Source organism: Actinomadura sp. GTD37, from assembly GCF_041951365.1.
In the GTDB taxonomy this organism is placed as follows: domain Bacteria; phylum Actinomycetota; class Actinomycetes; order Streptosporangiales; family Streptosporangiaceae; genus Spirillospora.
Genome location: NZ_JBGNUS010000001.1, coordinates 959,199 through 979,753, shown reverse-complemented (window position 1 = coordinate 979,753; position 20,555 = coordinate 959,199). Strand labels below are relative to the sequence as shown.

20 protein-coding genes and 1 pseudogene are annotated in these 20,555 nt (G+C 72.1%); 7 read left to right on the top strand and 14 right to left on the bottom strand.

Features of this window, described 5'->3' with window-relative positions; translation table 11 throughout:
- Positions 1–56: 56 nt before the first annotated feature.
- On the bottom strand, positions 57–1,040 hold the full coding sequence (locus ACA511_RS04755) for an alpha/beta fold hydrolase (RefSeq protein ID WP_375022801.1): 984 nt from the start codon (positions 1,038–1,040) through the stop codon (positions 57–59).
- A 101-nt stretch (positions 1,041–1,141) separates the two neighbouring features.
- On the opposite strand from ACA511_RS04755, the gene ACA511_RS04750 reads away from it, so the two are divergent.
- Positions 1,142–1,642: a nuclear transport factor 2 family protein gene (locus ACA511_RS04750; RefSeq protein ID WP_375022800.1), complete on the top strand. Its 501-nt coding sequence runs from the start codon at positions 1,142–1,144 to the stop codon at positions 1,640–1,642.
- A gap of 80 nt (positions 1,643–1,722) precedes the next feature.
- Positions 1,723–2,256: a GNAT family N-acetyltransferase gene (locus tag ACA511_RS04745; protein WP_375022799.1), complete on the top strand. Its 534-nt coding sequence runs from the start codon at positions 1,723–1,725 to the stop codon at positions 2,254–2,256.
- Between the two features lie 25 nt (positions 2,257–2,281).
- Here the strand turns inward: ACA511_RS04745 and ACA511_RS04740 are convergent, their stop codons facing one another.
- Both ACA511_RS04740 and ACA511_RS04735 read right to left on the bottom strand, forming a co-directional pair.
- Positions 2,282–3,442 carry a glycosyltransferase gene (locus ACA511_RS04740; RefSeq protein WP_375022798.1) on the bottom strand — a complete coding sequence of 387 codons (1,161 nt, stop codon included), beginning with the start codon at positions 3,440–3,442 and terminating at the stop codon, positions 2,282–2,284.
- A 1-nt stretch (position 3,443) separates the two neighbouring features.
- On the bottom strand, positions 3,444–4,025 hold the full coding sequence (locus ACA511_RS04735) for a TetR/AcrR family transcriptional regulator (RefSeq protein ID WP_375022797.1): 582 nt from the start codon (positions 4,023–4,025) through the stop codon (positions 3,444–3,446).
- 152 nt (positions 4,026–4,177) lie between these two features.
- Between ACA511_RS04735 and ACA511_RS04730 the strand changes: the two genes are divergently transcribed.
- Positions 4,178–4,369 carry a hypothetical protein gene (locus ACA511_RS04730; RefSeq protein WP_375022796.1) on the top strand — a complete coding sequence of 64 codons (192 nt, stop codon included), beginning with the start codon at positions 4,178–4,180 and terminating at the stop codon, positions 4,367–4,369.
- Between the two features lie 54 nt (positions 4,370–4,423).
- Here the strand turns inward: ACA511_RS04730 and ACA511_RS04725 are convergent, their stop codons facing one another.
- Positions 4,424–5,005, bottom strand: a complete 582-nt coding sequence (locus ACA511_RS04725; protein WP_375022795.1) for a hypothetical protein — start codon at positions 5,003–5,005, stop codon at positions 4,424–4,426.
- 382 nt (positions 5,006–5,387) lie between these two features.
- Between ACA511_RS04725 and ACA511_RS04720 the strand changes: the two genes are divergently transcribed.
- Positions 5,388–6,344: a helix-turn-helix domain-containing protein gene (locus ACA511_RS04720; RefSeq protein WP_375022793.1), complete on the top strand. Its 957-nt coding sequence runs from the start codon at positions 5,388–5,390 to the stop codon at positions 6,342–6,344.
- A 49-nt stretch (positions 6,345–6,393) separates the two neighbouring features.
- Here ACA511_RS04720 and ACA511_RS04715 read toward each other — a convergent pair.
- From ACA511_RS04715 to ACA511_RS04690, 6 genes and pseudogenes are all read right to left on the bottom strand, one after another.
- Positions 6,394–6,807 (bottom strand): annotated as a pseudogene (locus ACA511_RS04715) (DUF4032 domain-containing protein); the annotation flags it as partial.
- 18 nt (positions 6,808–6,825) lie between these two features.
- Positions 6,826–8,091: an ABC transporter ATP-binding protein gene (locus ACA511_RS04710; RefSeq protein ID WP_375022792.1), complete on the bottom strand. Its 1,266-nt coding sequence runs from the start codon at positions 8,089–8,091 to the stop codon at positions 6,826–6,828.
- 8 nt (positions 8,092–8,099) lie between these two features.
- Positions 8,100–8,930: a carbohydrate ABC transporter permease gene (locus ACA511_RS04705; protein WP_375022791.1), complete on the bottom strand. Its 831-nt coding sequence runs from the start codon at positions 8,928–8,930 to the stop codon at positions 8,100–8,102.
- Entirely contained in the window at positions 8,930–9,868 is a 939-nt protein-coding gene (locus ACA511_RS04700) for a carbohydrate ABC transporter permease (RefSeq protein WP_375022790.1), read from the bottom strand. Before ACA511_RS04700 ends, ACA511_RS04705 begins: the two co-directional genes overlap by 1 nt.
- 13 nt (positions 9,869–9,881) lie before the next feature.
- Positions 9,882–11,249 carry an extracellular solute-binding protein gene (locus ACA511_RS04695; RefSeq protein ID WP_375022789.1) on the bottom strand — a complete coding sequence of 456 codons (1,368 nt, stop codon included), beginning with the start codon at positions 11,247–11,249 and terminating at the stop codon, positions 9,882–9,884.
- Positions 11,250–11,592: 343 nt separating this feature from the next.
- A complete protein-coding gene (locus ACA511_RS04690) occupies positions 11,593–12,561 on the bottom strand; it encodes a hypothetical protein (protein ID WP_375022788.1) in 969 nt (322 codons plus the stop codon).
- Positions 12,562–12,749: 188 nt separating this feature from the next.
- On the opposite strand from ACA511_RS04690, the gene ACA511_RS04685 reads away from it, so the two are divergent.
- From ACA511_RS04685 to ACA511_RS04675, 3 genes are all read left to right on the top strand, one after another.
- Positions 12,750–13,877: a hypothetical protein gene (locus ACA511_RS04685; protein WP_375022787.1), complete on the top strand. Its 1,128-nt coding sequence runs from the start codon at positions 12,750–12,752 to the stop codon at positions 13,875–13,877.
- Between the two features lie 103 nt (positions 13,878–13,980).
- On the top strand, positions 13,981–15,057 hold the full coding sequence (locus ACA511_RS04680) for a quinone-dependent dihydroorotate dehydrogenase (RefSeq protein ID WP_375022786.1): 1,077 nt from the start codon (positions 13,981–13,983) through the stop codon (positions 15,055–15,057).
- Between the two features lie 139 nt (positions 15,058–15,196).
- A complete protein-coding gene (locus tag ACA511_RS04675) occupies positions 15,197–16,447 on the top strand; it encodes a sodium:proton exchanger (protein WP_375022785.1) in 1,251 nt (416 codons plus the stop codon).
- Here the strand turns inward: ACA511_RS04675 and ACA511_RS04670 are convergent.
- The 4 genes from ACA511_RS04670 to ACA511_RS04655 form a co-directional block, all read right to left on the bottom strand.
- A complete protein-coding gene (locus tag ACA511_RS04670) occupies positions 16,389–17,858 on the bottom strand; it encodes a methyltransferase (RefSeq protein WP_375022784.1) in 1,470 nt (489 codons plus the stop codon). The two genes, ACA511_RS04675 and ACA511_RS04670, sit on opposite strands and share 59 nt — an antisense overlap.
- A 93-nt stretch (positions 17,859–17,951) precedes the next feature.
- A complete protein-coding gene (locus ACA511_RS04665) occupies positions 17,952–18,779 on the bottom strand; it encodes an N-acetylmuramoyl-L-alanine amidase (RefSeq protein ID WP_375022783.1) in 828 nt (275 codons plus the stop codon).
- A gap of 85 nt (positions 18,780–18,864) precedes the next feature.
- On the bottom strand, positions 18,865–19,101 hold the full coding sequence (locus ACA511_RS04660; protein WP_375022782.1) for a hypothetical protein: 237 nt from the start codon (positions 19,099–19,101) through the stop codon (positions 18,865–18,867).
- A 322-nt stretch (positions 19,102–19,423) separates the two neighbouring features.
- Positions 19,424–20,425 carry a LacI family DNA-binding transcriptional regulator gene (locus tag ACA511_RS04655; protein ID WP_375022780.1) on the bottom strand — a complete coding sequence of 334 codons (1,002 nt, stop codon included), beginning with the start codon at positions 20,423–20,425 and terminating at the stop codon, positions 19,424–19,426.
- Positions 20,426–20,555: the final 130 nt, after the last annotated feature.

The window sequence follows — 20,555 nt, the reverse complement described above, 5'->3', positions numbered from 1 at the left end:
GGCCACAGTGCTGTTGCTACCCCGCTGACCTGTGCTTACCCCCGGGGCGGGCCGCGTCAAGCGAGGTGGGAGAGGAAGGCGAGCATGGCTTCGTTGACCTCACCGGGCGCCTCCATCTGCACGAAATGGCCCACTCCACCGATGACATGGACGTCGCGCAGGCCCGGCACCAGGCTCCTCATCTGGTCCAAGGCGTTCGACCCCATCATCTGCAGGACGGGGTCACGTTCGCCTACGAGGAACATCGCCGGGACGGTGACGGGCTCGTCCGGACGGTTCTGCTTCTCCGTCCAGACGTGGTCGTAGGCCCGATACCAGTTGAGGCCACCGGTGAAGCCCGTCCGGCGGAACTCATCGGCGTAGTACGCGAACTCGTCCTGCGACAGCCACGGCCAGGGCAGGGGCGGGGCCTCGGGCAGCACGTCGAGGTAGCCGTTGCCTTCGCTGGGGTGCCGCCAGATGTCGAGGTATCGGTATCCGCCGCTGAGTGCCCAGAAGATGTTCGCCAGGAAGCGGTCAGGGGCCGCCCCCAGCTCATCGTCTGCGGGCCCCTCCTCCTGGAAGTAGTGCACATGGACGAAGTGCCGTTCGGCCATCCGCGCATAGATCTCAGTGGGCGGACGCGTTGAAACGGGCATGCGCGGGACGCTCAACTGCATCAGCGCCTTGACCCGTCCGGGGGCCCACTGGGGCAGGTCCCAGACGAGAGCGGCTCCGAAGTCGTGTCCGGCGAACACGGCTTCCTCGATGCCGAGCCCGTCCAAGAGCCCGACCATGTCGGCGGCGGTGCGCCGCCGGTCGTACTCCCCCGGCGAGGCGGGACGACCGCTCCGGCCATAACCGCGCATGTCGACGGCGATGGCCCGATGCCCGGCCGCCGCCAGCGCCGGAAGCTGATGGCGCCAGCTGTACCAGAGCCCGGGGAACCCGTGGCACATCACCACCGGAAGCCCGTCCCCCGGTCCCTGCTCGACCACGTGAAGCGCGATGTCGCCGACGTCGAGCATCCGGTGCCGGACGTCCTCCTCGCCAAGGCTCATACCGACGATCCTCGGCGTCCGTCCCGCCGCGATCTCCTCCCCTCCCGTTCACCGGGACACCACTGGACGCGCCACCCCCCGCCGGACGAGAGTCGCTGACCATGCCGAGCCCCGACCTCGCCGCGCGCATCGCCCGCCTGGAGGCCATCGAGGACATCAAGGCCCTCAAGCACCGCTACCTGCGCGCCTGCGACGCCAAGGACCCGAAGGGGTTCCGGGCGTGCTTCATCGCGTCCGGCGCCTCCGTCGACTACGGCCGGCTCGGCGCCTTCGACGACGCCGACGGCATGGCGCGGGTCTTCGAGCGCATCGCGCTCCAGCGGGTCGACGGCGGGCACGCCGTCCTCGACATGCACCACGCGATGCACCCGGACATCACCGTCCACGGCGAGACGACCGCGTCCGGCCGCTGGACGCTGAAGTTCCGCCAGGTCAACCTGCTGAACAACACCGAGACCGTGACCACCGGCGAGTACGACGACGAGTACGTCGTCGAGGACGGCCGCTGGAAGATGTCGAAGTGCCACTTCCGCCGCCACTGGTCGATCACCCGCCCGATCGGCGGCGACTGCCGCGTCGACCAGGCGGGCGACGGCGCGTAGCGACGGGGCGGGCCGTCCGCGGGCCGGTCGTTCCGGGCCAGGTCGGCGGGTCCGCGCGGTCCGGCGTTAGAGTCCCGTTCGTGAGCCTTGCGAACCCCACCTTCCGTTCGGCGACGCCGGCCGACGTCCCGGCGCTCGTCACGCTCGTCGAGTCGTCCTACCGGGGCGACTCCAGCCGCACCGGATGGACCACCGAAGCCGACATCCTCGACGGGCGGCGCACCGACCCGGACATGGTCGCCGACGCCCTCGGCGGCCCCGGAAGCAGGATGCTGGTCGCCGAGGCGGACGGCGGCCTGGTCGCCTGCTGCCAACTGGAGGACCGCGGCGGGCACGCGTATTTCGGCATGTTCGCGGTTGATCCCGCGCTTCAGCGCGGCGGCCTCGGCAAGAAGGTCCTCGCCGAGGCGGAACGGGTCGCGCGCGAGGAGTGGGGCGCGAAGGAGATGCACATGACGGTGATCAGCGTCCGGGAGGACCTGATCGCCTGGTACGTCCGGCGCGGCTACGTCCGGACCGGGGAGACGAGCCCGTTCCCCTACGGCGACGAGCGCTTCGGCCTGCCCAAGCGGGACGACCTCCAGTTCGAGCTGCTGGTGAAACCGCTCGCCTGAAGGCGGCCGGACGCCGCTGGACCGCCTACGCGCGGGGCGCCGCACGGACCAGGCGTTCGAGCCGGCCGACCGCGCCCGCCAGGCCCGGCGCGGCGGCGATGCGGTCGGCCAGGGAGGCCGCGGACGCGCGGTAGGACGGCTCCCCGATCACCGTGCGGACGGCCGCCGCGATGGCGGCCGGGCCGGCGTCCTCGCCGTCGAGGGCGATGCCGGCGCCCAGCCCGGCCGTGCGCCGGGCGAGGATCGGCTGGTCGGCGGCCGGGTTGGGGAGCGCGACGAGCGGCACGCCGTGGGCGAGGGCGGCGCTCACGGTGCCGTGGCCCGCGTGCGTCACGACCGCCGCCGCCCGCGGGAGGATCTCGCCGTGCGGCAGCCACGGCAGGACGGTCGCGTTCTCCGGCACGCGCAGCCCGGCGGCGTCCATCACCCCGGTGGTGACCAGCAGGCGGTGCGAGTCGTCGCCTGCGAACGCGTCGAGGGTGCGCTGGAGGCGTGACGTCTGGTCCCACGCCAGCCCGGTGGAGAAGCCGGCCACCACGAGCGGACGGGTGTCGTCCACGGGCCAGGGCGGACGCCAGCCGGACGGCCGCTGCTCCTGGAACAGCGGGCCGACGTAGTCGAACGACGGGGGCGCCTGCCCGGCGAGCGGGTCCAGTTCGCGGATGCCGGCGCAGAGGGCGGGGAAGGGCGTCCACGCGTCCCACAGGCGTTCGACGGCGGGACGGCCCATGGCGGCGCGCAGGGCGTTGACCGCGGGCAGCAGCATCGGGTCCATGCCCTCGCCCGGCGGGCAGAGCGCCCCGGGCACGCTGTGCACCAGCACCGTTGCCGGAATCGGGGACGTCTCCAGCGCGGCCAGCGCGCCGAACATCAGGCAGTCGGCGACCACTCCGTCGTAGGAGCCGTCCGCCAGGGCCTCTTCGACGTCCGCCACCTGCGCGCGGCAGGCCCACACCGCGTCGGCCAGCGCGGGCAGCCAGCCGTCCGGCGGCGTCGCGGCGGGGTAGCCCGCGGCGGCGCGGGGCAGCGTCCGGAAGCCGAACCCGGCCTTCTCGAAACGGGCCCGCTGACCTGCGTAACCGGCGAACACGACCTCGTGGCCCCGGGCCGCCAGCCCTTGAGCCAGCGCGGTCATGGGGGCCTGGTTCCCGGCCCCGTCCCAGGTCAGCAGCAACCAACCGGACATGTCACTCCCCCTTCAGCAGGGACTCGATCAGCAGCGCCACCGTCGCCTCGGCCCCGTCCCTCGGACGTCCCATGTCCCGGCGCAGCAGCTTCCAGGTGTAGACGTCGCAGACGCAGACCAGCGCGTCGACGACCGTCGCGCGGCGCTCCTCGGGGACCGCCGCCAGCCGCGGGCCGAGCTGGCGCTCGACATGCCGCCGGTGCAGGGTCCGCCCGAGCCGGACGATCGGCGCCGCGGCGGGGTCGGACTCGTCCGCGAGGTTGCGCACCACCGCGTCGCCGAACCTCTCGTAGTGGTCGAACCACGCCGTCACCGAACCCGCGACGTCCCCCGGCTCGGGCCGCTCCAGCTCGGCGCCCATCCCTTCGAGCACCTTCTCCAGCGCCAGCTCGATCAGCCGCGCCCGGCTGCCGTACGCCCGCAGCACCGTCGGCACGCTCACGCCCGCCTCGGCGGCCACGTCCTCCAGCCGGATGTCCGAGCGCAGCCGCGAGCTCAGCAGCGTCACGGCGGCGTCCAGGATCCGCCGCCGGTTCGCCTCGGCCGACTGCGCCCTGGCCCGCTGGGTGTACGACCTTTTCATGACAATCGACACTAACACGAAATGCGCGAAGCCTCCGCTGAGGTGCACCAGGTTTGAGGGTTCCCCGGTGCTTGCTCCACCCAGCAAGGGGGCAGCGCGGCCAAACCTTCACTAGGCGTCTCAATGACAGGATTCATGGTGGAGGTGAGAGCGTGAAGTTCGTGCTCGAGGTCGATCTGAGCGAGGGCGCCGTCGCCGAGGATGCCGCCAAGGAACTGGGGCGCATCCTGCGGTACTGGGCGGGGAACGTCCGGCATTACGAGTTGAAGGCCGGCGACGAGTCGGTCGTCTACGACTCCGGCCACCGCGATGTGGGCCGGTGGCAGATCACGGAGACCCCCTGACGTGAAACGCCCGGCCGGGGAGCCCGGCCGGGCGTTTCGCGGGGGGCGGTCAGCTCATGTGAGGTTCTTCGGCCGGTACGCCTTGTACTGGCTGCCGCTGGAAAGGCCGTACGTGCGGGTGCGGTGGTCGGTGCCGTAGCCGCCGCGCTGCTCGTACGCCCAGTAGGCGGTGTGCTTGCCGGACGTCCACTTCTCGAAGATGACGACGTGCCGGGTGGTGTTGCTCCCGATCGCGTCGATGATCAGGTCGCCCTTCTTCAGCTGGGACATCTTGATGCGCTTGCTGTACGTGGACGACGCGAGGCCGACCGTGTTGGGGCCGGGCTTGGGCAGCCGCAGCGTCATCGACGCGTAGCCCGAGCAGTCGGTCCGGTAGCCGCCGTGGGTCCTCGACTGGCTGTAGGGCACGCGGCTGCTGGTGTGCGGGTGCCAGGTCTTGGCCCGGGAGATGACCTGGGCGCGGGTGACCTTCGGGACGGCGGCCACCGCCACCTGGCCGTCCGCCGCCTGCAACTGGACGCCCCGGACGGGCGCCGCCGGCGCGGCGGACGTGGTGGCCCCGGCCAGGCCGAAGGCCGTGCCGCCGGCCAGCGCCAGCGCGCTGGCGCCGATGAGAAGGGTGCGGGGGGAAGCCATTGATAATCCTCCGTGAATGGCTGCGGAATTGCGTCCCGCGAGGGACGCCGAGGGGGAGCCGTCGATCGACTCGGCAAACCCTAGGGACCGCATTGCCGCATTCGCCAACTTCTCCGGGAAGTTGGGACACGCGCCGTCCGGGACAGCGCTGACCTGCACAATCTCCGCCGCGCTCCGGTCGTCGGCGGGACGGCGGGACAGAATTCGACGACTCGCGACGATCACCTTGGGTGCGCAATGGCGGACCGTGGGTGATCAACGGCATATCCCGCCACAACATCTCGGGAGCGGGCATAATGTGGGCGGCGCTGACCGAGTTCCGATGCGCACATATGGGCCGGCGACTTCCCGACCGGCGGTATGACCTGCGGGAGAATCGCGAATGAGCCGAAGCCGACCGCCGACTCCGCTGCCCGACGGGCTGCCGGAGGCGGTGCGCACCCTGCTCACCGAACTGCGCGACCTGAAAGAGGAGTCCGGGTACGACCTCCGCGCCCTCGAACGCAGGACCCATGCGAGCCGATCGTCCTGGGGGCGCTGGCTCAGCGGCGAGACGTGGATCCCCGTGGACGCGGTCGCGTCATTGGCCGACCTCTGCGGCGCGGACGTCCGCCGCCTCGAGATCCTCTGGGAGATAGCCGACCAGGCGCGCCGCCGGCCCTCGAAGGATCAGCCGTCCGATCCGCCACCGAGCACGGCCGCCGCCCCGCCGGACACGGCGGCCCCCGTGGCGGAGGCGGAGCGGCCGGGCAGGGGCCGGCGGCGGGTCCTGTTCCTCGCCGCCGTCGCGGGGTGCACGGTCACCGCCGGGGCCGGCGGGGTGGCGCTCGGCGCGGCCCTGCGCGGGACGCCGGTGTCCGGAGACGGCGGCGCGCCGCCCGCCGCCGGGACGGCCCGCCCGCAGGTCAGGGCGATCACGCGGCAGGAGGCCCTGGCGCGGACGCGGGCGTGGCATCCGCACGGCCCGAAGCGCGTGCCGTACGACCAGACGGCCAGCTACCAGGGCTACCGGACGGACGGCTCCGGCTACGCGTCGATGGTGCTGCGGCTCCCGAAACCGGGCCCGAACTCGGCGCTCCTGGAGGCGTCGTACTGCCGCCACGTCCCGCAGGCGGCGCTGCGGCCGGGTGATCTCGTCATCAAGGCGAGCGGCGGCGCCGGCGTCCGCGAAGTGCTGATCTTCGAGAGGTGGACCAGCGGGCGGCGCACCGCCTACTGGGCCTACCAGCAGCGGCGCGGCTACGGCACCGATCATCTGGTCACGCGCGAAGGGCTGGCCCCGAACAGCGGGCACCACGGCTGCCGCCCGTTCAACCTCCGCGACGACGAGGTCGGCTAGCGGCGGAGCCGGGGATCCGGTGGATCGCGTACTCGCGGGCGAGAGATGATCAACTCGTCCTGTCCGGGGGACGGCCGGTCTCGGTCAGGTCCGCCGGGACGGAGGGCAGGACGGACGCGAAGTAGTCGCGCGCGGCGGCCGTGGTCCCGACGTCCCGGCCCGACTTCTCCGACAGGAACCAGCGGTGTTCGAGCACCTCGTGGAACAGTTCGACCTCGTCCAGGCGGTCGCGCAGCCCGGCCGGGACCGCGCCGACGACCGGCTCGTACACCTCGGCGAGCCACCGGTTGGAGGCCACCACCTCGGGGACGGGCCCGCCGCGGACGCGCTCCAGATGGCCGCGGAAGCCCGCGATGTCGTTGAGGAGGCGGCGGGCCTGCTTCTCCTGGGCGTCCAGCCCGGTGCGGGCCATGAGGATGCGGCGGTGGCGGCCGGGCTCGGCCACGCGCGACGTTCGACAGCGAGCAGTCGCCCCGTCGGCTCACGGCTCCGCCACGGACGCGCCCGGCGCGGGCTCGCGCTGCGCTTCCCGCTGCGCCTCGCGCGACTCCTCGGCGAGCCGGCCGAGCTGCGCGACGCGCTCCTCGTCCCGGGTGAGGTTCTCGCCGGTGGACGGGTCGAAGATGTGCGCCCTGGTGGTGTCGATCCACAGCTCCGCCTCGCGCCCCGGCGAGATCAGGCTGGCCGCGTCCAGCGCCACGACGGCCTGGGTGCGCAACTGGTCGCTGTCGAGTTCCCGCGAGAGGTCGCGCAGCCGGGCGGCCAGATCCTCGGGCGCCTCGTACGGGACGTAGGCGTACAGCTCGTTGCCCAGCCATTCGGTGACGTCCACCCGGGCCCGGACGATGCTGCCCTTCGCCCGTTTCTCCTCGCCGACCAGAAAGGCGTCCTCGAAGTGCTCCGGACGGATTCCCACCAGCACCACCGAACGGTCGCCGATCGCGGCGGCCTTTCGCTCGTCCCGCAGTTCGAAACGGCCGAGCGGCGTCTCCAGGAACGTCCCGTCCACGGACGCGGGCAGGAAGTTCATCGACGGCGACCCGATGAATCCCGCCACGAACAGGTTGACGGGCTCCTCGTACAGTTCGCGCGGGCTTCCGACCTGCTGCAGAACGCCCTTGCGGAGCACCGCGACCCGGTCGCCGAGCGTCATCGCCTCCGTCTGGTCGTGCGTGACGTAAACGGTGGTGACGCCGAGGCGGCGCTGCAACCGGGCGATCTCGGTGCGCATCTGCCCGCGCAGTTTCGCGTCCAGGTTCGACAACGGCTCGTCGAAGAGGAACGCGTCCGCCTGCCGGACGATCGCGCGCCCCATCGCGACCCGCTGCCGCTGCCCGCCGGACAGGTTCGCCGGCTTGCGGTCGAGATGCTCGGTCAATTCCAGCAGTTCGGCGGTCTCCTTGACGCGCCGCCGCACCTCGTCGTCCGTCACTTTGGCGAGGCGCAGCGGGAACGCGATGTTCTCGAACACGGTGAGGTGCGGGTACAGCGCGTAGTTCTGGAACACCATCGACAGGTTCCGCTGCCGCGGCGCGACCTTGTTGACGACCTTCTCGCCGATGACCATCTCGCCGGACGTGATGTCCTCCAGCCCGACGATCATCCGCAGCAGCGTCGACTTCCCGCAGCCGGACGGCCCGACCAGGATCATGAACTCGCCGTCCTTGACGTCCAGGGACACGTCGTTCACGGCCGGGAAGCCGTCGCCGTACCGCTTGACGATGTTCTTCATGGAGATGGCGGCCATGATTCCTCTCAGCCTTTGACGGCGCCGGACGTCAGCCCGGCCACGATGCGGCGCTGGAACGCCAGGACGATGAGCACGACCGGGACGGTGACCACCACGGCGGCGGCGCAGATCGCGGTCGTGGGCTGCTCGAAGTACGACTCGCCGGTGAAGAACGCCAGCGCCGCCGGCACCGGCCGGGCGCTGTCGGTGGACGTCAGCGAGATCCCGAAGACGAAGTCGTTCCAGCAGAAGAAGAAGGTCAGGATCGCCGCGGTGAACACGCCGGGCGCCGCCAGCGGGACGATCACCTTCCGGAACGCCTGCCAGGTGGTGGCGCCGTCCACCTGCGCGGCCTGCTCCATCTCCCACGGGATCTCGCGGAAGAACGCCGACAGCGTCCAGATCGCGAGCGGCAGCGCGAACGAGATGTAGGGGATGATCAGGCCCGGCCACGTGTCGTACAGGCCGATGTCGCGCCACAGGTCGAACAGCGGCCCGACCAGCGACACCACCGGGAACATCGCGATGGCCAGCGCGAACGACAGGATGATCTTCTTGCCGGGGAACTCCAGCCGGGCGATCGCGTACGCGACGAGCGTCGCGAACACCACCCCGACGAACGTCGCGATCAGCGAGATGCCGATCGAGTTGATCAGCGCGGAGGTGAACAGGTCGGTCTTGAAGACCGTCTCGTAGTTCTGCCACGTCCAGTCCTGGGGGAAGAACCCCTGGACGTTGCCGATCTCGCTGGGCGTCTTGAACGACAGCATCACGATCCACAGGATCGGGAACGCCGTCCACACCAGGATCAGCAGCGAGGCGACGATCCACAGCGACTTCGAACGTGCCGACTCCATCAGCGGTCACCTCGCACTTGGGAGAGGTCCACCCGGAACCCCTTGATGAACACGGCCGCGATCAGCACCACCGACAGGAACAGCAGCACGCCGACGGCGTTGCCGAGGCCGAGCTCCGTCCGGGTGATGATCTGCTGGTAGGTCAGGAACGACAGCACCTGCGTCTTCTCCTGGCCGGACGTCATGATGAAGACGTTGTCGAAGATCCGCCACGCGTCCAGCGTCCGGAACAGCACCGCGACGAGGATCGCGGCCTTCATGTTCGGGATCGTGACCCGCTTCAGCCGCTGCCACGCCGTCGCGCCGTCCACCGTGGCGGCCTCGCCGAGGTCGCGCGGCACCTGCGCCAGCCCGGCGAGCAGCAGCAGCGACACGAACGGCGTCGTCTTCCAGATCTCCGACAGGACGATCACGAACAGCGCGGCCCAGCGGTCGGAGAACCAGGCGAAGTCGCCGAGCCCGAACCAGGAGTTCACGAACCCCGACTGGACGTCGAACGCGTACTTCCACGCGAACGCCGAGATGACCGTGACGATGCCGTACGGCAGCAGGATCGCGGTCCGCACCGTCCGCCGCCCGAACACGGCGCGGTGCATCACCATGGCCAGCGCGAACCCGATGACCAGCTCCACGCCCACCGTGACCACGGTGATGATCAGGGTGGTGAGCACGGTCTGCCAGAACAGCGGGTCGGACAGCGCCGTCGCGTAGTTGCCGAGGCCGACGAACCGCCGGTCGTCCGGCGCGGTGATCCGGTAGCTGAACAGCGACTGGTACAGCGCGTCGATCAGCGGGTACGCGGTGACCAGCAGCATCACGACCACGGCGGGTGCCGACAGCAGCAGCCCCAGCCTGCGCTCGGCCCGGCCGCGGTCGGAGATCTCCGCCCGGACGGGGGCGCCGGCCGGACGCTTGAGCGCCGTATCTGCGGACGTCATCCGCACACCTCCGTTAGAGCAGGGCCTTGCCTTGCAGGACCTCGCGGATGAACTCGGCGGACTTCCGCGGCGTGCTCGCCGGGTCCACCGACGCCGGCGGGTGCCACCGGTTCTGGATGGCGCCGGACACGTCCGCGTAGTAGGGCGTGGCGGGACGCGGCGCCGCCGCGGCGATGGAGTCCCGCATCAGCGGGGCCATCGGGAACTCCTTGAGGACGTCCGGATCGTCGAAGATCGCGGGACGGGCGGCGACGTTGCCCTCGTCGAGCATGTACCGCTTCATGTTCGCCGGGGACGTGATGCACGCGACCGCCTCGATCGCCAGGTCGTCGCGGTGCTCGCCGTACGCGCCGACCCCGATCTCGATTCCGCCGAACGGCGGCTTGCTCTCCTTGCCCGGGTCCGCCCGCGGGTACCGGGCCCACCCCAGGTCGCCGACGACGTTCTCGTCGATCGCGCCCGCCTCGGCGTCGCCCTTCTCGGCCCGCCACACGTAGCCCCAGTTGAGCAGGAAGCCGCCGCGCGGACCGTTGATCGTCGACCGGGACTGCTCCTCGATGTCGGTGGACAGCGTCGGGCTCGCCGCCGTCGACCGCGCCAGCCTGGAGATGATCGACGCCGCCTGCCGCCCGGCCGGCGAGTCGATGTCGATGGCGGCCTTGTCGCCCTTCTCGGCGTCGCTGAGGATCCGGCCGCCCGCGGACGCGATCAGCGAGTTGATCCAGACCGTGTACCCCTCGTACCGGTTTCCCTGCACGCCGATGGTGGTGCCGGTGCGGACGGCCGCGTCGATCAGCGCGTCCCACGTGAAGCCGGGTGCGGACGGGTCGATGCCCGCCTTCCGCGCCACCGACTTGCGGTACCAGAGCAGCTGGGTGTTGGCCCAGAACGGCGCCGCGTAGAGCTTGCCCTCCCACGTCGAGCTCTGCACCGCCGTGTCGAACACGCCCTCGGTCAGCGGCGCCGCCTCGCTCCCGGTGAACGGACGGAGGAACCCGGCGTTGGCGGCCTCCGCGACGAACACGGGGTCCAGGCTCATGAGGTCGAGCCCGGAGTCCTTGGCGGCGAGCCGCCGGATCAGCTGCTCGCGCTGCTGGGTCGCGTCGCTGGGCAGCAGCGACGTCTCGATCCGGTACTTCCCGCCCGCGGCCCGGGTGCAGGACTCGGCGATGGCCGCCTGCCCGCCGTTGTCGGGGTTGATGTACCAGGTGAGCTTCGGAGGCCCGCCGTCGCTCCCGCACCCCGCGAGCCCGCCGGCCGCGAGGACCAGCGCCACCGCCGCCCGCAGGAGCCCCGGCGGCCCGTGCGACCCGGCCGCTCCGCCCCGCCGCCGGGGACGTCCCGGCGCGCCCGCCCCCACTCGTCCGACTCGCTCGACCATGCGGGCCTCCCGAAGCCTCCCACCAGGCTGCGAGCACGTCCGCGGGCCGCACCCGCGGCGGGACCGGATCTCCATGCGAACATCGCGCCTGGCCACTGTCGAGATGCGGTATGTCCTAGGTCAAACGAAATATGTCCGGGGTGACAATGACCTACCTCATAGGCCACATGGGTTTCAGTTGTGCGGCGGCGTCCCGTCCCGCGAAAGGACGCGATTTCGGCCCGCTTTCCTCGGAAACGCTCGCTTTAACGCCGGCGAAAAAGAAGGCGCGGAGGGATCGCGGACCCCGACCGATCCGCGAGTCCTCCGCGCCTTCGCCTGTGCGGGCGCTTGCGGCGCCCCGCTAGTAGCCGCCGTCCGAGCCGTAGCCGCCGCCTCCGTCACCGGTGTTCGAGCCGGTGGCGGCGGCCCTCTTGCCGGTCGGGGTGGTCGCCCACCAGACCCCGCCGACGCCCTGGCCGTTCGTGTCGCCGGGCTGCTCGTCCTTCTCGTAGTAGTACATGGGCCAGCCGTTGATGGTGAGCTGGCATTTCCCGTCGTCCTTGCGCTCGATGAAGTTGACGGCCTTTCTGCTGACGCCTTCGAGCTTGAGCTTCTTCCAGCCCTTGAAGGTCGCCGGCGGCCATGCCTTCTTGCAGGCGCCGAAGCAGTTGGTGGTCGGCGGTTTGTCGGTGTCCTTGTCGAAGCGGTAGAGCGTCCGGCCGTCGCCGTCGGTCAGGATGAGGCCGAGCTTCGGGTCCTTCTTCGCCTTGACGACCGTCCAGCCCTTCCAGCGCTTGTCGGCGGCCTTCTTGACCGGGGCGGCCTTCTTGCCCGTCGGGGACGCGGCGTACCAGGTGCCGCCCACGCCCTGGCCCTTGACGTCGCCGGGGCTCTGGTCCTTGGCGAACCGGTACAGCGGCCATCCGCCGAGCGTGACCTGCCAGGTCCCGTCCGGCCGCTTCACCTTGCCGACCAGCGACTGCTGGACGCCCTCGACCCTCGTCTCCGCCGTGCCCGCCGCCACCGGCGGCCACGCCTTCGCGCACGCGCCCGCGCAGGTGGAAGCGGGCGGGCGGGCCGTGTCGCTGTCGAACCGGTACAGCGTCCGGCCGTCGCCGTCCGTGACGACCTTGCCGAGTCTGGTGACGCTGGCGACCTCCAGCGCGGCCGGTGCGGCGGCGGGCGCGTCGGCGGGCGGCGCGGCCTGCGCCTGGGAGCCCGCGGCCGTGTTCTGCCTCCCCCCGGCCCGCTCCTGCCCGCAGGCGCTCAGCACCAGCCCCGAGGCGGTGAGGGCGGCCGCGACGGGGATCACCCAGCGTGGAAATTTCATGGTGTCGTCCCTCCAGGTCGTCAGGGCCCGGCTCCGGTCCAGGTCCCGTACGTCGATCGCGGACGAGCCGCCGCACCGCTCTCCCGGATCGACGAGCAGTACGGTGAGCCGCGCGGATGGGTTCAAGCCGGGAACCGGACGCCCGCAGAACGGGTCAAAGCGGGCGAAGACCGGCAAGGAAGGCAGCGGTGACCGGACACGAGCCTGCGGGCGGCACGATCGACCTGAGCAAGGAGCCGGTTCCGGCGCGGACCGGCCCGGCGTGGATCGTCGTCCCGGCACGGATCGTCGCGCTGGTCGTCGTGCTGCCGCTGCGCCTCGTCCACGACCTGTTCGTGCTGGTCGGCCGCGGGATCCGCCGGGCATGGCACGCCCTGACCCGGGTGCCGGGACGGCTGGCCCGCTTCATCGGACGGATCCTGCGCGGCATCGGCTTCGCGCTGTACGGGTGGCTGCTCGCCCCCGCCGGACGCCTGGCCGCGGCCATCGGACGCGGGATCGGCGCGCTGCTCGGCCTTCTCCTGGTCCGGCCGCTGCGCTGGCTCGCCGTCGTGGTGATCCTCGGGTTCCTGCGGTGGTTCGGACGCGGGTCCGGGCGGCTGGCGCGCTGGTTCCACCGCGTGCTGATCGCCCCGGTCGGCCGGTTCCTCGCGCTGATCGGACGCGGCATCGGCCGGCTGCTGGAGTTCGCCCTGCTCCGTCCGCTGCTGGCGATCGGCCGGGGGCTGGCCTGGCTGCTCGCGATCACCGGACGCGGGTTCACCCTGCTCTTCCAGGGGATCGGGTTCCTCCTCGGCGTGCTCGTGGTCCTGCCGGCGGTGCTGCTGTGGCGGTACGTTCTCCGCCCGCCGCTGCTCGGCCTCGCGTGGCTCGGGCGCGGCGCGCTCGCGGTCCTCGGCGCGCTCGGGAGCGTCCTCGCGTCCGGCCTGCGCGCCTTCGCGGACGGCCTGGTCTGGTCATGGCGGCTGCTCGGCCGCTGCCTACGCCGGCTGGGACGCGTGCTGTTCGTCCTTCCGGCTCGGGCATTGTGGCGATACGTCCTGGCTCCGGTCGTCGCGGGAGCCGTGGGGACGTGGCGGCTCGCGTCCCGCGTCCTCCGGTGGCTCTGGCGGACGCTCGTCGTCACCCCGGTCCAGGTCGTGATCGTCGCGCCCGCGCGCTGGGTGCGGGCGAGCGTCCTGCGCCCGATCGGGCACGGCGTCCGCGCGGCGTGGCGGGTGTCGGTGCGCGAACCCGCCGGCGCGGTCCGGCGGACGATGCGGCAGGCCGCCCGGGACGTCCGCCTCACGCTCCGCCGCACCTTCCGCGGAAACTGAGCCCGCGCGGACCGCCTGCACTCCCCATCGCGCCCGGCAGGGGCGCCGCCTCCGGCCGACCTCGACGGGTTCTCGGCACGGGCGGCCTGAGATACTCGCGGTGATGTATCGACTCCTGTTCTCACTGGTCATCAGCCGCGTCCCGGCGGAGACCGTCCACCACCTGACATTGCGGGCGCTGCGCGGGATCCAGGCCGTGCCCGGGGCGGCGGCGCTGCTGCGCCGGCTGCTCGCGCCGCGCGACCCGGCGCTCGCCGTGCACGCGCTCGGGCTCGACTTCCCGAGCCCGCTCGGCCTCGCCGCCGGATTCGACAAGGACGCCGTCGCCTACGAGGCGCTCGGCGCGTTCGGGTTCGGCCACGTCGAGATCGGGACGGTGACGGGACGCCCGCAGCCCGGCAACCCGCGCCCCCGGCTGTTCCGGCTCCCGCCCGACCGGGCGGTCATCAACCGGATGGGCTTCAACAACGAGGGCTCCGAGGCCGCCGCCCGCCGGCTGCGCGAGCGCCGCCCCGGCACGATCGTCGGCGTCAACATCGGCAAGACGAAGGCCGTCCCGGAGGCGTCGGCCGCGGCCGACTACGTGGCGAGCGCCGAGCGGCTCGCCGCGTACGCCGACTACCTCGTCGTCAACGTCAGCTCGCCCAACACGCCCGGCCTCCGCGACCTCCAGGCCGTCGAGCATCTCCGCCCGCTGCTGGCGGCCGTCCGCGAGGCCGCCGACCGGGCGTCGGCGCGCCGCGTCCCGCTGCTGGTCAAGATCGCCCCCGATCTGGCGGACGACGACGTCGACGCGGTCGCCGACCTCGCCCTCGACCTCGGCCTGGACGGCATCATCGCGACCAACACCACCATCGGCCGGGACGCCCTGCTCAGCCCGCCCGCCCTGGTGAAGGAGACCGGCGGGCTGTCCGGGGCGCCGCTGAAGGACCGGTCGCTGGACGTCCTGCACCGGCTCCGCGCCCGCACCGGCGGACGGCTCACGCTCATCTCGGTCGGCGGCGTCGAGACGGCCGACGACGTCTGGGAACGCGTCCGCGCGGGCGCGACCCTCGTCCAGGGCTACACCGGCATGATCTACGGCGGCCCCTTCTGGGCGCACCGCGTCAACCGCGCCCTCTCCCGCCGCCTCCGCACCAGCGCCTTCCGCACCCTGGCCGAAGCCCGCCGCCGCGACTGACCCGGCCCGCGCGCCGACCACGGCCCCGGCTTTGCCCGGTGGTCGCGCCCCCGGCCTTGCCCGTTGGTCGCGCCTCCGGCTTTGCCCGTTGGTTGCCGCGCGTCCGCATCGCCTGGACGACCCGGGGCACGGTGCGGGTATGGCCGGCGAGTCGATCGCGCGCGAGACGCTGCTCGTGCGGGTCGCGGCGGCGCTCGTCCTCGCGCTCCCCGCGGCCGTGACGCGGGCGGGCGGGTTCCATCCGCCGGCGGTGGCCGCCATGGTGATCTTCGGCGCCGGGGTGCTGGCGGCGGCGGTCCTGCTCATGTGGGCGGCGGAGACGGCGCGCGCCGACATGTCCGGGGCGCTCGCGCTGGCGCTGCTCGCCCTCATCGCGGTGCTGCCCGAGTACGCGGTCGACCTCTACTACGCCTACGCCGCCGGGACGAGACCGGCGTACACCGCCTACGCGGCCGCCAACATGACGGGCGCGAACCGGCTGCTCGTCGGGGTGGGGTGGGCGCTGGTGGTGCTGGCGTTCACGCTCGCCGCACGCCGCGCGTCCGGACGTTCCGGCGGCGGCCGGGGACGGCACGCGGCGCCCGGGACCGGCGTGCGGGACGTCCGCCTGACCCCTCGGCACCGCAGGGAACTCGGCTTCCTCGCGATCGCCGCCGTCCTGGGCTTCGTACCGGCGCTCACGGGCGAGATCGGCTGGTATCTCGCGATCGTGCTGATCGCCGTGTACGTCCTCTACCTCGCGCGGATCTCGCGGCGCCGCGACGCGGACGTCGAGCAGCTCACCGGCGTCCCCGCCCGCCTGGCCGCGCTGGCGAAGGGACGGCGGCGGACCGCGGTCGCGGCCGGGTTCGCGCTCGGCGCGGGCATCGTGTTCGCGTCGGCGAAACCGTTCGCGGACGCGCTGGTGGACGCGGGCGCGTCGCTCGGCATCGACGAGTTCCTGCTGGTGCAGTGGCTGGCGCCGCTCGCGTCCGAGGCGCCGGAACTGCTCGTCGCCGTCATGTTCGCGTGGCGGCTGCGAGACGCCGACGCGATCGGGACGCTGCTGTCCAGCAAGGTGAACCAGTGGACGCTGCTGATCGGCACCCTGCCCATCGCCTACCGGATCGGCGGCGGCGACTGGTCGCTGCCGCTGGACTCCCGGCAGACCGAGGAGGTGCTGCTGACCGCCGCGCAGACCGTCCTCGGGCTCGCCCTCCTCGTCGACCTCGTCTTCCGGCGCTGGGAGGCGGCGGTGCTGTTCGCGCTGTTCGCCGTGCAGTTCGTCCTGCCGGACGAGAGCGCCCGGCTGGTGCTCTCCGGCGTCTACCTGGCGATCGGGTTCTCCGTGCTCATCGCGCGGCACCGCGACCTGGGCGCGGCGATGGCGACGGTCGTCCGGTCCAGGTGAAGAAGCCGTCCGCGATCAGCTCCGGCAGGACGACGTCGGCGTGCGCACGGACCTGCTCCGGTTCCATGGCCGTCAGCTCGGCGATCGCGTCGAGCAGCGGTTCGACGGGCAGGGTGCCGTCGCACACTCCGGCGAGGCCGGCCTCGACCGTGCCGACCCCGGCGGCGCGGCGCAGGCGCCCGGTCTGCCGCAGGACGATCCGCTCCGGGTCCTCGGCGCCGGGCGGGCCCACCTGTTCCTGGACGAGCCCGTCCACCGCCGCCAGCCTTCGTCCACAGCCTGTGGAAAACTCTGCGCCCTTCCGGAGCCCGTCCAGGACCTCTTCCACATAGGCGCCGACCGGTTCCTCGACGGCGTGCCGCACCTCCTCCACACGGACCACCGGACGCTCGCTCCGCCGCAACGTGATCCATCCGAAGCCGACCCCGACGACGTTCCGCCGCTCGAAGTAGTCGAGCCATTCCTCGTACCGGGCCCGGTACTCGGGCGTCCCGGCCTCACCGGAATCCCGCAGCCACAGCTCGGCGTACTCCGCCGGATCCTGGACGTCCCGCTGGACGATCCAGGCGTCGCACCCGTCCGCCCAGGCGCCGACGCGCTCCTCCCACGGAACGCCGCCGATGTGCAGCCAATTGGCCAGGAGCTGGCAATATCCGCCGTCGCTCAGATACTTCGGGGCCTCCCCGACAAGCGTTCGGCAGAAGTCGTCGCCCGCCATCCCGGACTCCCGGTAAGTGAACCGGGGCCCCTCGTCCGGCGCCACGACGAATGGCGGATTCGACACGATCAGATCGAACCGCCGACCGCGGACGGGCTCCAGCAAGGACCCTTCGAGAAGCTCCGCGCCGTCCACGCCGGACAGCGCGAAGCTCATCGCCGCCAGTCGCAGCGCCCGCGGATTGACATCCGTCGCCGCGATACGCGCGGACGGATTCCGCGCCGCCAGATGCACGGCCTGGACCCCGCAACCCGTCCCGAGATCGAGCACGTTATCCACAGCCCTGTGGACAACCAGTCGCGCCAAATTGCCCGACGCACCGCCCGCCCCCACCACGTGATCACCCGCGGGAACACCCGACCCCGGCCGCACCTTCAGATCCGATACGACGTACCCGACATGTCCGTCCCCGCCGACACCCTCGACGGGCTCCACTCGCAGCAGCGCCCGCATTTCCCCGCCGGACGTCTCGACGAGCCCCGCCGCCGCCAATTCGTCCGACTCGATCGCGTCCGCGGGAACCGGCACCTGCAACCAGAACAACCGGGTCAGCACCTCGACGGCCGACCCGCCCCGCGTGGCCCGCAGCGCCGGCACGATCTCATCCCGCGCCAATGCCCCGCCGGCGACCGCCCCGAGCAGTTCCCGCACCCCCGCAACGGTGTAACCGCTACCGACCAGCAACTCGCGCACCCGAAGAAGACCACTCACCCGCCCATCCTCCCGGACGATCACGTCACCCGCTTGGACGAGTCACGCGACATCCCGGGTCCGAGGGCGCCCCGGTCAACTGCTCAAGTACCCCTCGAACCCCTTGGCCAGGGATTCGGCTATGCGCTGGCGGAAGGCGGCGCTGGAGAGTTTCGCCGCGTCGGCCTTGTTCTGCATGTTGCCGCACTCGATGAAGACCTTGGGGACGGTCGACATGTTGAGGCCGCCGAGATCGTCGCGGCGGTCGATGGCTTTCTCGCCCAGGTAGTTGGAGTACGGGATGCCGGTGCCATTGTGGTAAGCGTCGCGCAGGGCCTTGCCGAGCCGGGCGGAGCCGGACACCATGTCGGCGTTGCGGCCGATGGAGACGGGCTCGATGACGTGGAATCCGTGGCCGGACGGGGAGGCCCCATCAGCGTGGATGGAGACGGCGGCGTCGGCCTTGAGCTTGTTGCCCACGGCGGCGCGTTCGGTGACACAGGGGCCGACGCCCTTGTCGTCCTTGCGGGTCAGCGCGACCTTGGCGCCGCGCGCGCGCAGCAGTTTCGCGAGCCGGTTGGAGACGTCCCAGGTGAAGGCGTGCTCGGTGTAGCCGGCCTTGGTCTCGGTGCCGGTCGTGTCGCACGCCTTGCTGCCGTTGCCGATCTTGACCTGCTTGTTGACCTCGGTCGGGTGGTCGGCGTTCCCGCCGTTGTGCCCGGGGTCGAGGACGACGACCTTGCCGTCCAGCGAGGCGGCGTCGTCCTTCGCGGACGCGGGCGTGCGGGCGCTCTCCGCGGACGGGGCCGTCGGCGGAGTCGCGGCCTGGCCGGTGGCCGGATCGGAGGAGTCGCCGCACGCGGCGAGCGCGCCGAGGCACAGCGCGAGACCGACGACCGCCGAGCCGCCTCGATGGATGCGCACAGGCCGATTCCTCCGTAATGACTTCGTTACCGGGACCCTGACAGTCTGCACGGCCGCGGAGGTTCGTCAAACGAAGTCCGGGAAATCAGCGGAGCGGGTCCTCCTTGCCGAGCAGCGCGGCGAGGGCCCTGGCCTCGTCGGCGTCCAGGCCGAGGACGACGCGGGGCCGCCCCCACGGGTGGTCGATCGAATGGGCCACGTAGCTGGCGACCGACTCCGACACCTGCTCGGCCAGGCCGCGCGAGTGCCGCCACTCCGACCAGGCCCGTTCCAACTCACTCGCCGCGCGCTGCGCGCACGACACCAGTTCCGGATCACGCACGGGCTGAACCCTCCAGTGGACTTTCCCTGTGTCCGGCGGGGCCTCGTCCGGGCGGCCTCACCCGAGGCCGCCCGGGTCCACCCGTCGGACGGTGAGTCCCCATTAACCCCCGGAGGCGGGCCGAAGGCTGGCGAATGCGGCAGGCTTGGCCAGCCCCTTACCCGGCGCACACCGGTTCCAGGGACGATCGACCGTCCGCCTACCCCGGCCATAACCGGCCGCGGACGCGGCCTCACCGGCCGGGACGCGCAAGTGCGGGAGCGCGCATGTACGGGAGCGAAGTGCGGCGGGGGGACGAGCTTCGGGCCACCGGGGGCGGCGGTCACGGGGCGGGAGCGGGCCCCGACGTCGAGCGCACCACGAGGTGCGGGACGACCAGGTTCTGCCGGGCGTGCCGGGACGGGTCGCCGATGCGCGCGGTGAGCAGCTCGGCGGCCACGCGTCCCATGTCGCGGCGCGGCTGGTCCACGCTGGTCAGTGAGATGTGCCGGATCGCGGCGAGGTGGGTGTTGTCGTACCCGACGATCGACAGGTCGGCGGGGACGCCCATGCCGAGTTCGTCGGCGGCCGAGAGGGCGCCGGTCGCGACCAGGTCGTTGGGAGCGAAGATCGCGGTGGGCCGGGCGTCGCGGCGCAGCAGGGAGCGGGCGGCGCGGTAGCCGCCGTCCTCGGTGAAGTCGCCGGGCTCGACGACGATCTCGGCGGCGAGCCCGTGCCGGTGCATCGCCTTCTCGTAGCCGGCGCGGCGGTAGCGCGCGGTGGTCGAGCGCGCCCCCTCGATGTGCGCGATGCGGCGGTGCCCGAGTTCGACGAGGTGGTCGACGGCCAGGCTGGCGCCGAGTTCGTCGTCGTCCACCACGATGTCCACGCCGTGGACGTCGCGTTCGCCGACGACCACCACCGGGACGCTGGCCGCCGCCTCCTTGAGCGACTCGGGGACGACGCTGAGCAGCACCAGCCCGTCCACCCGCATCTCCAGGAACGCCTCGACCGCCTCCGCCTCGAACAGCGGGTCCCAGCGGCCGCTGCCGACGAGCATCCGCAGTCCCTCGCCGTGCAGGCTCTCCTGGAGCCCGTCGAGGAACTCGGCGAAGAACGGGTTGTGCAGGTCGGCGACGATGGCGCCGATCAGCCGGGTGCGGCCCTCGACCAGGCTCCGCGCGACGGCGTTCGGCCGGTAACCGAGCTCCCGGGCGGCCTGCAGGACGGCCTGTCTCCGGCGCTCGCTCACATGCGGCGACCCCCGCATCACCAGGGAGACGAGCGACTTGGAGACGCCGGCGCGCTCCGCGACGTTGCGGATCGTCGGTTTCGGCGCGGGCACCGACCTCCCCTCGTCGGGCGCGGCGGGAGAGGATCCGCTGCGCGGCCGGGGGACCGCGTCCTCTCCCCGCCTGTCGTACGGGGGATTCGGTTCATCAGCTGACATGGCACTCCGTCCGGGGGGACCTGCA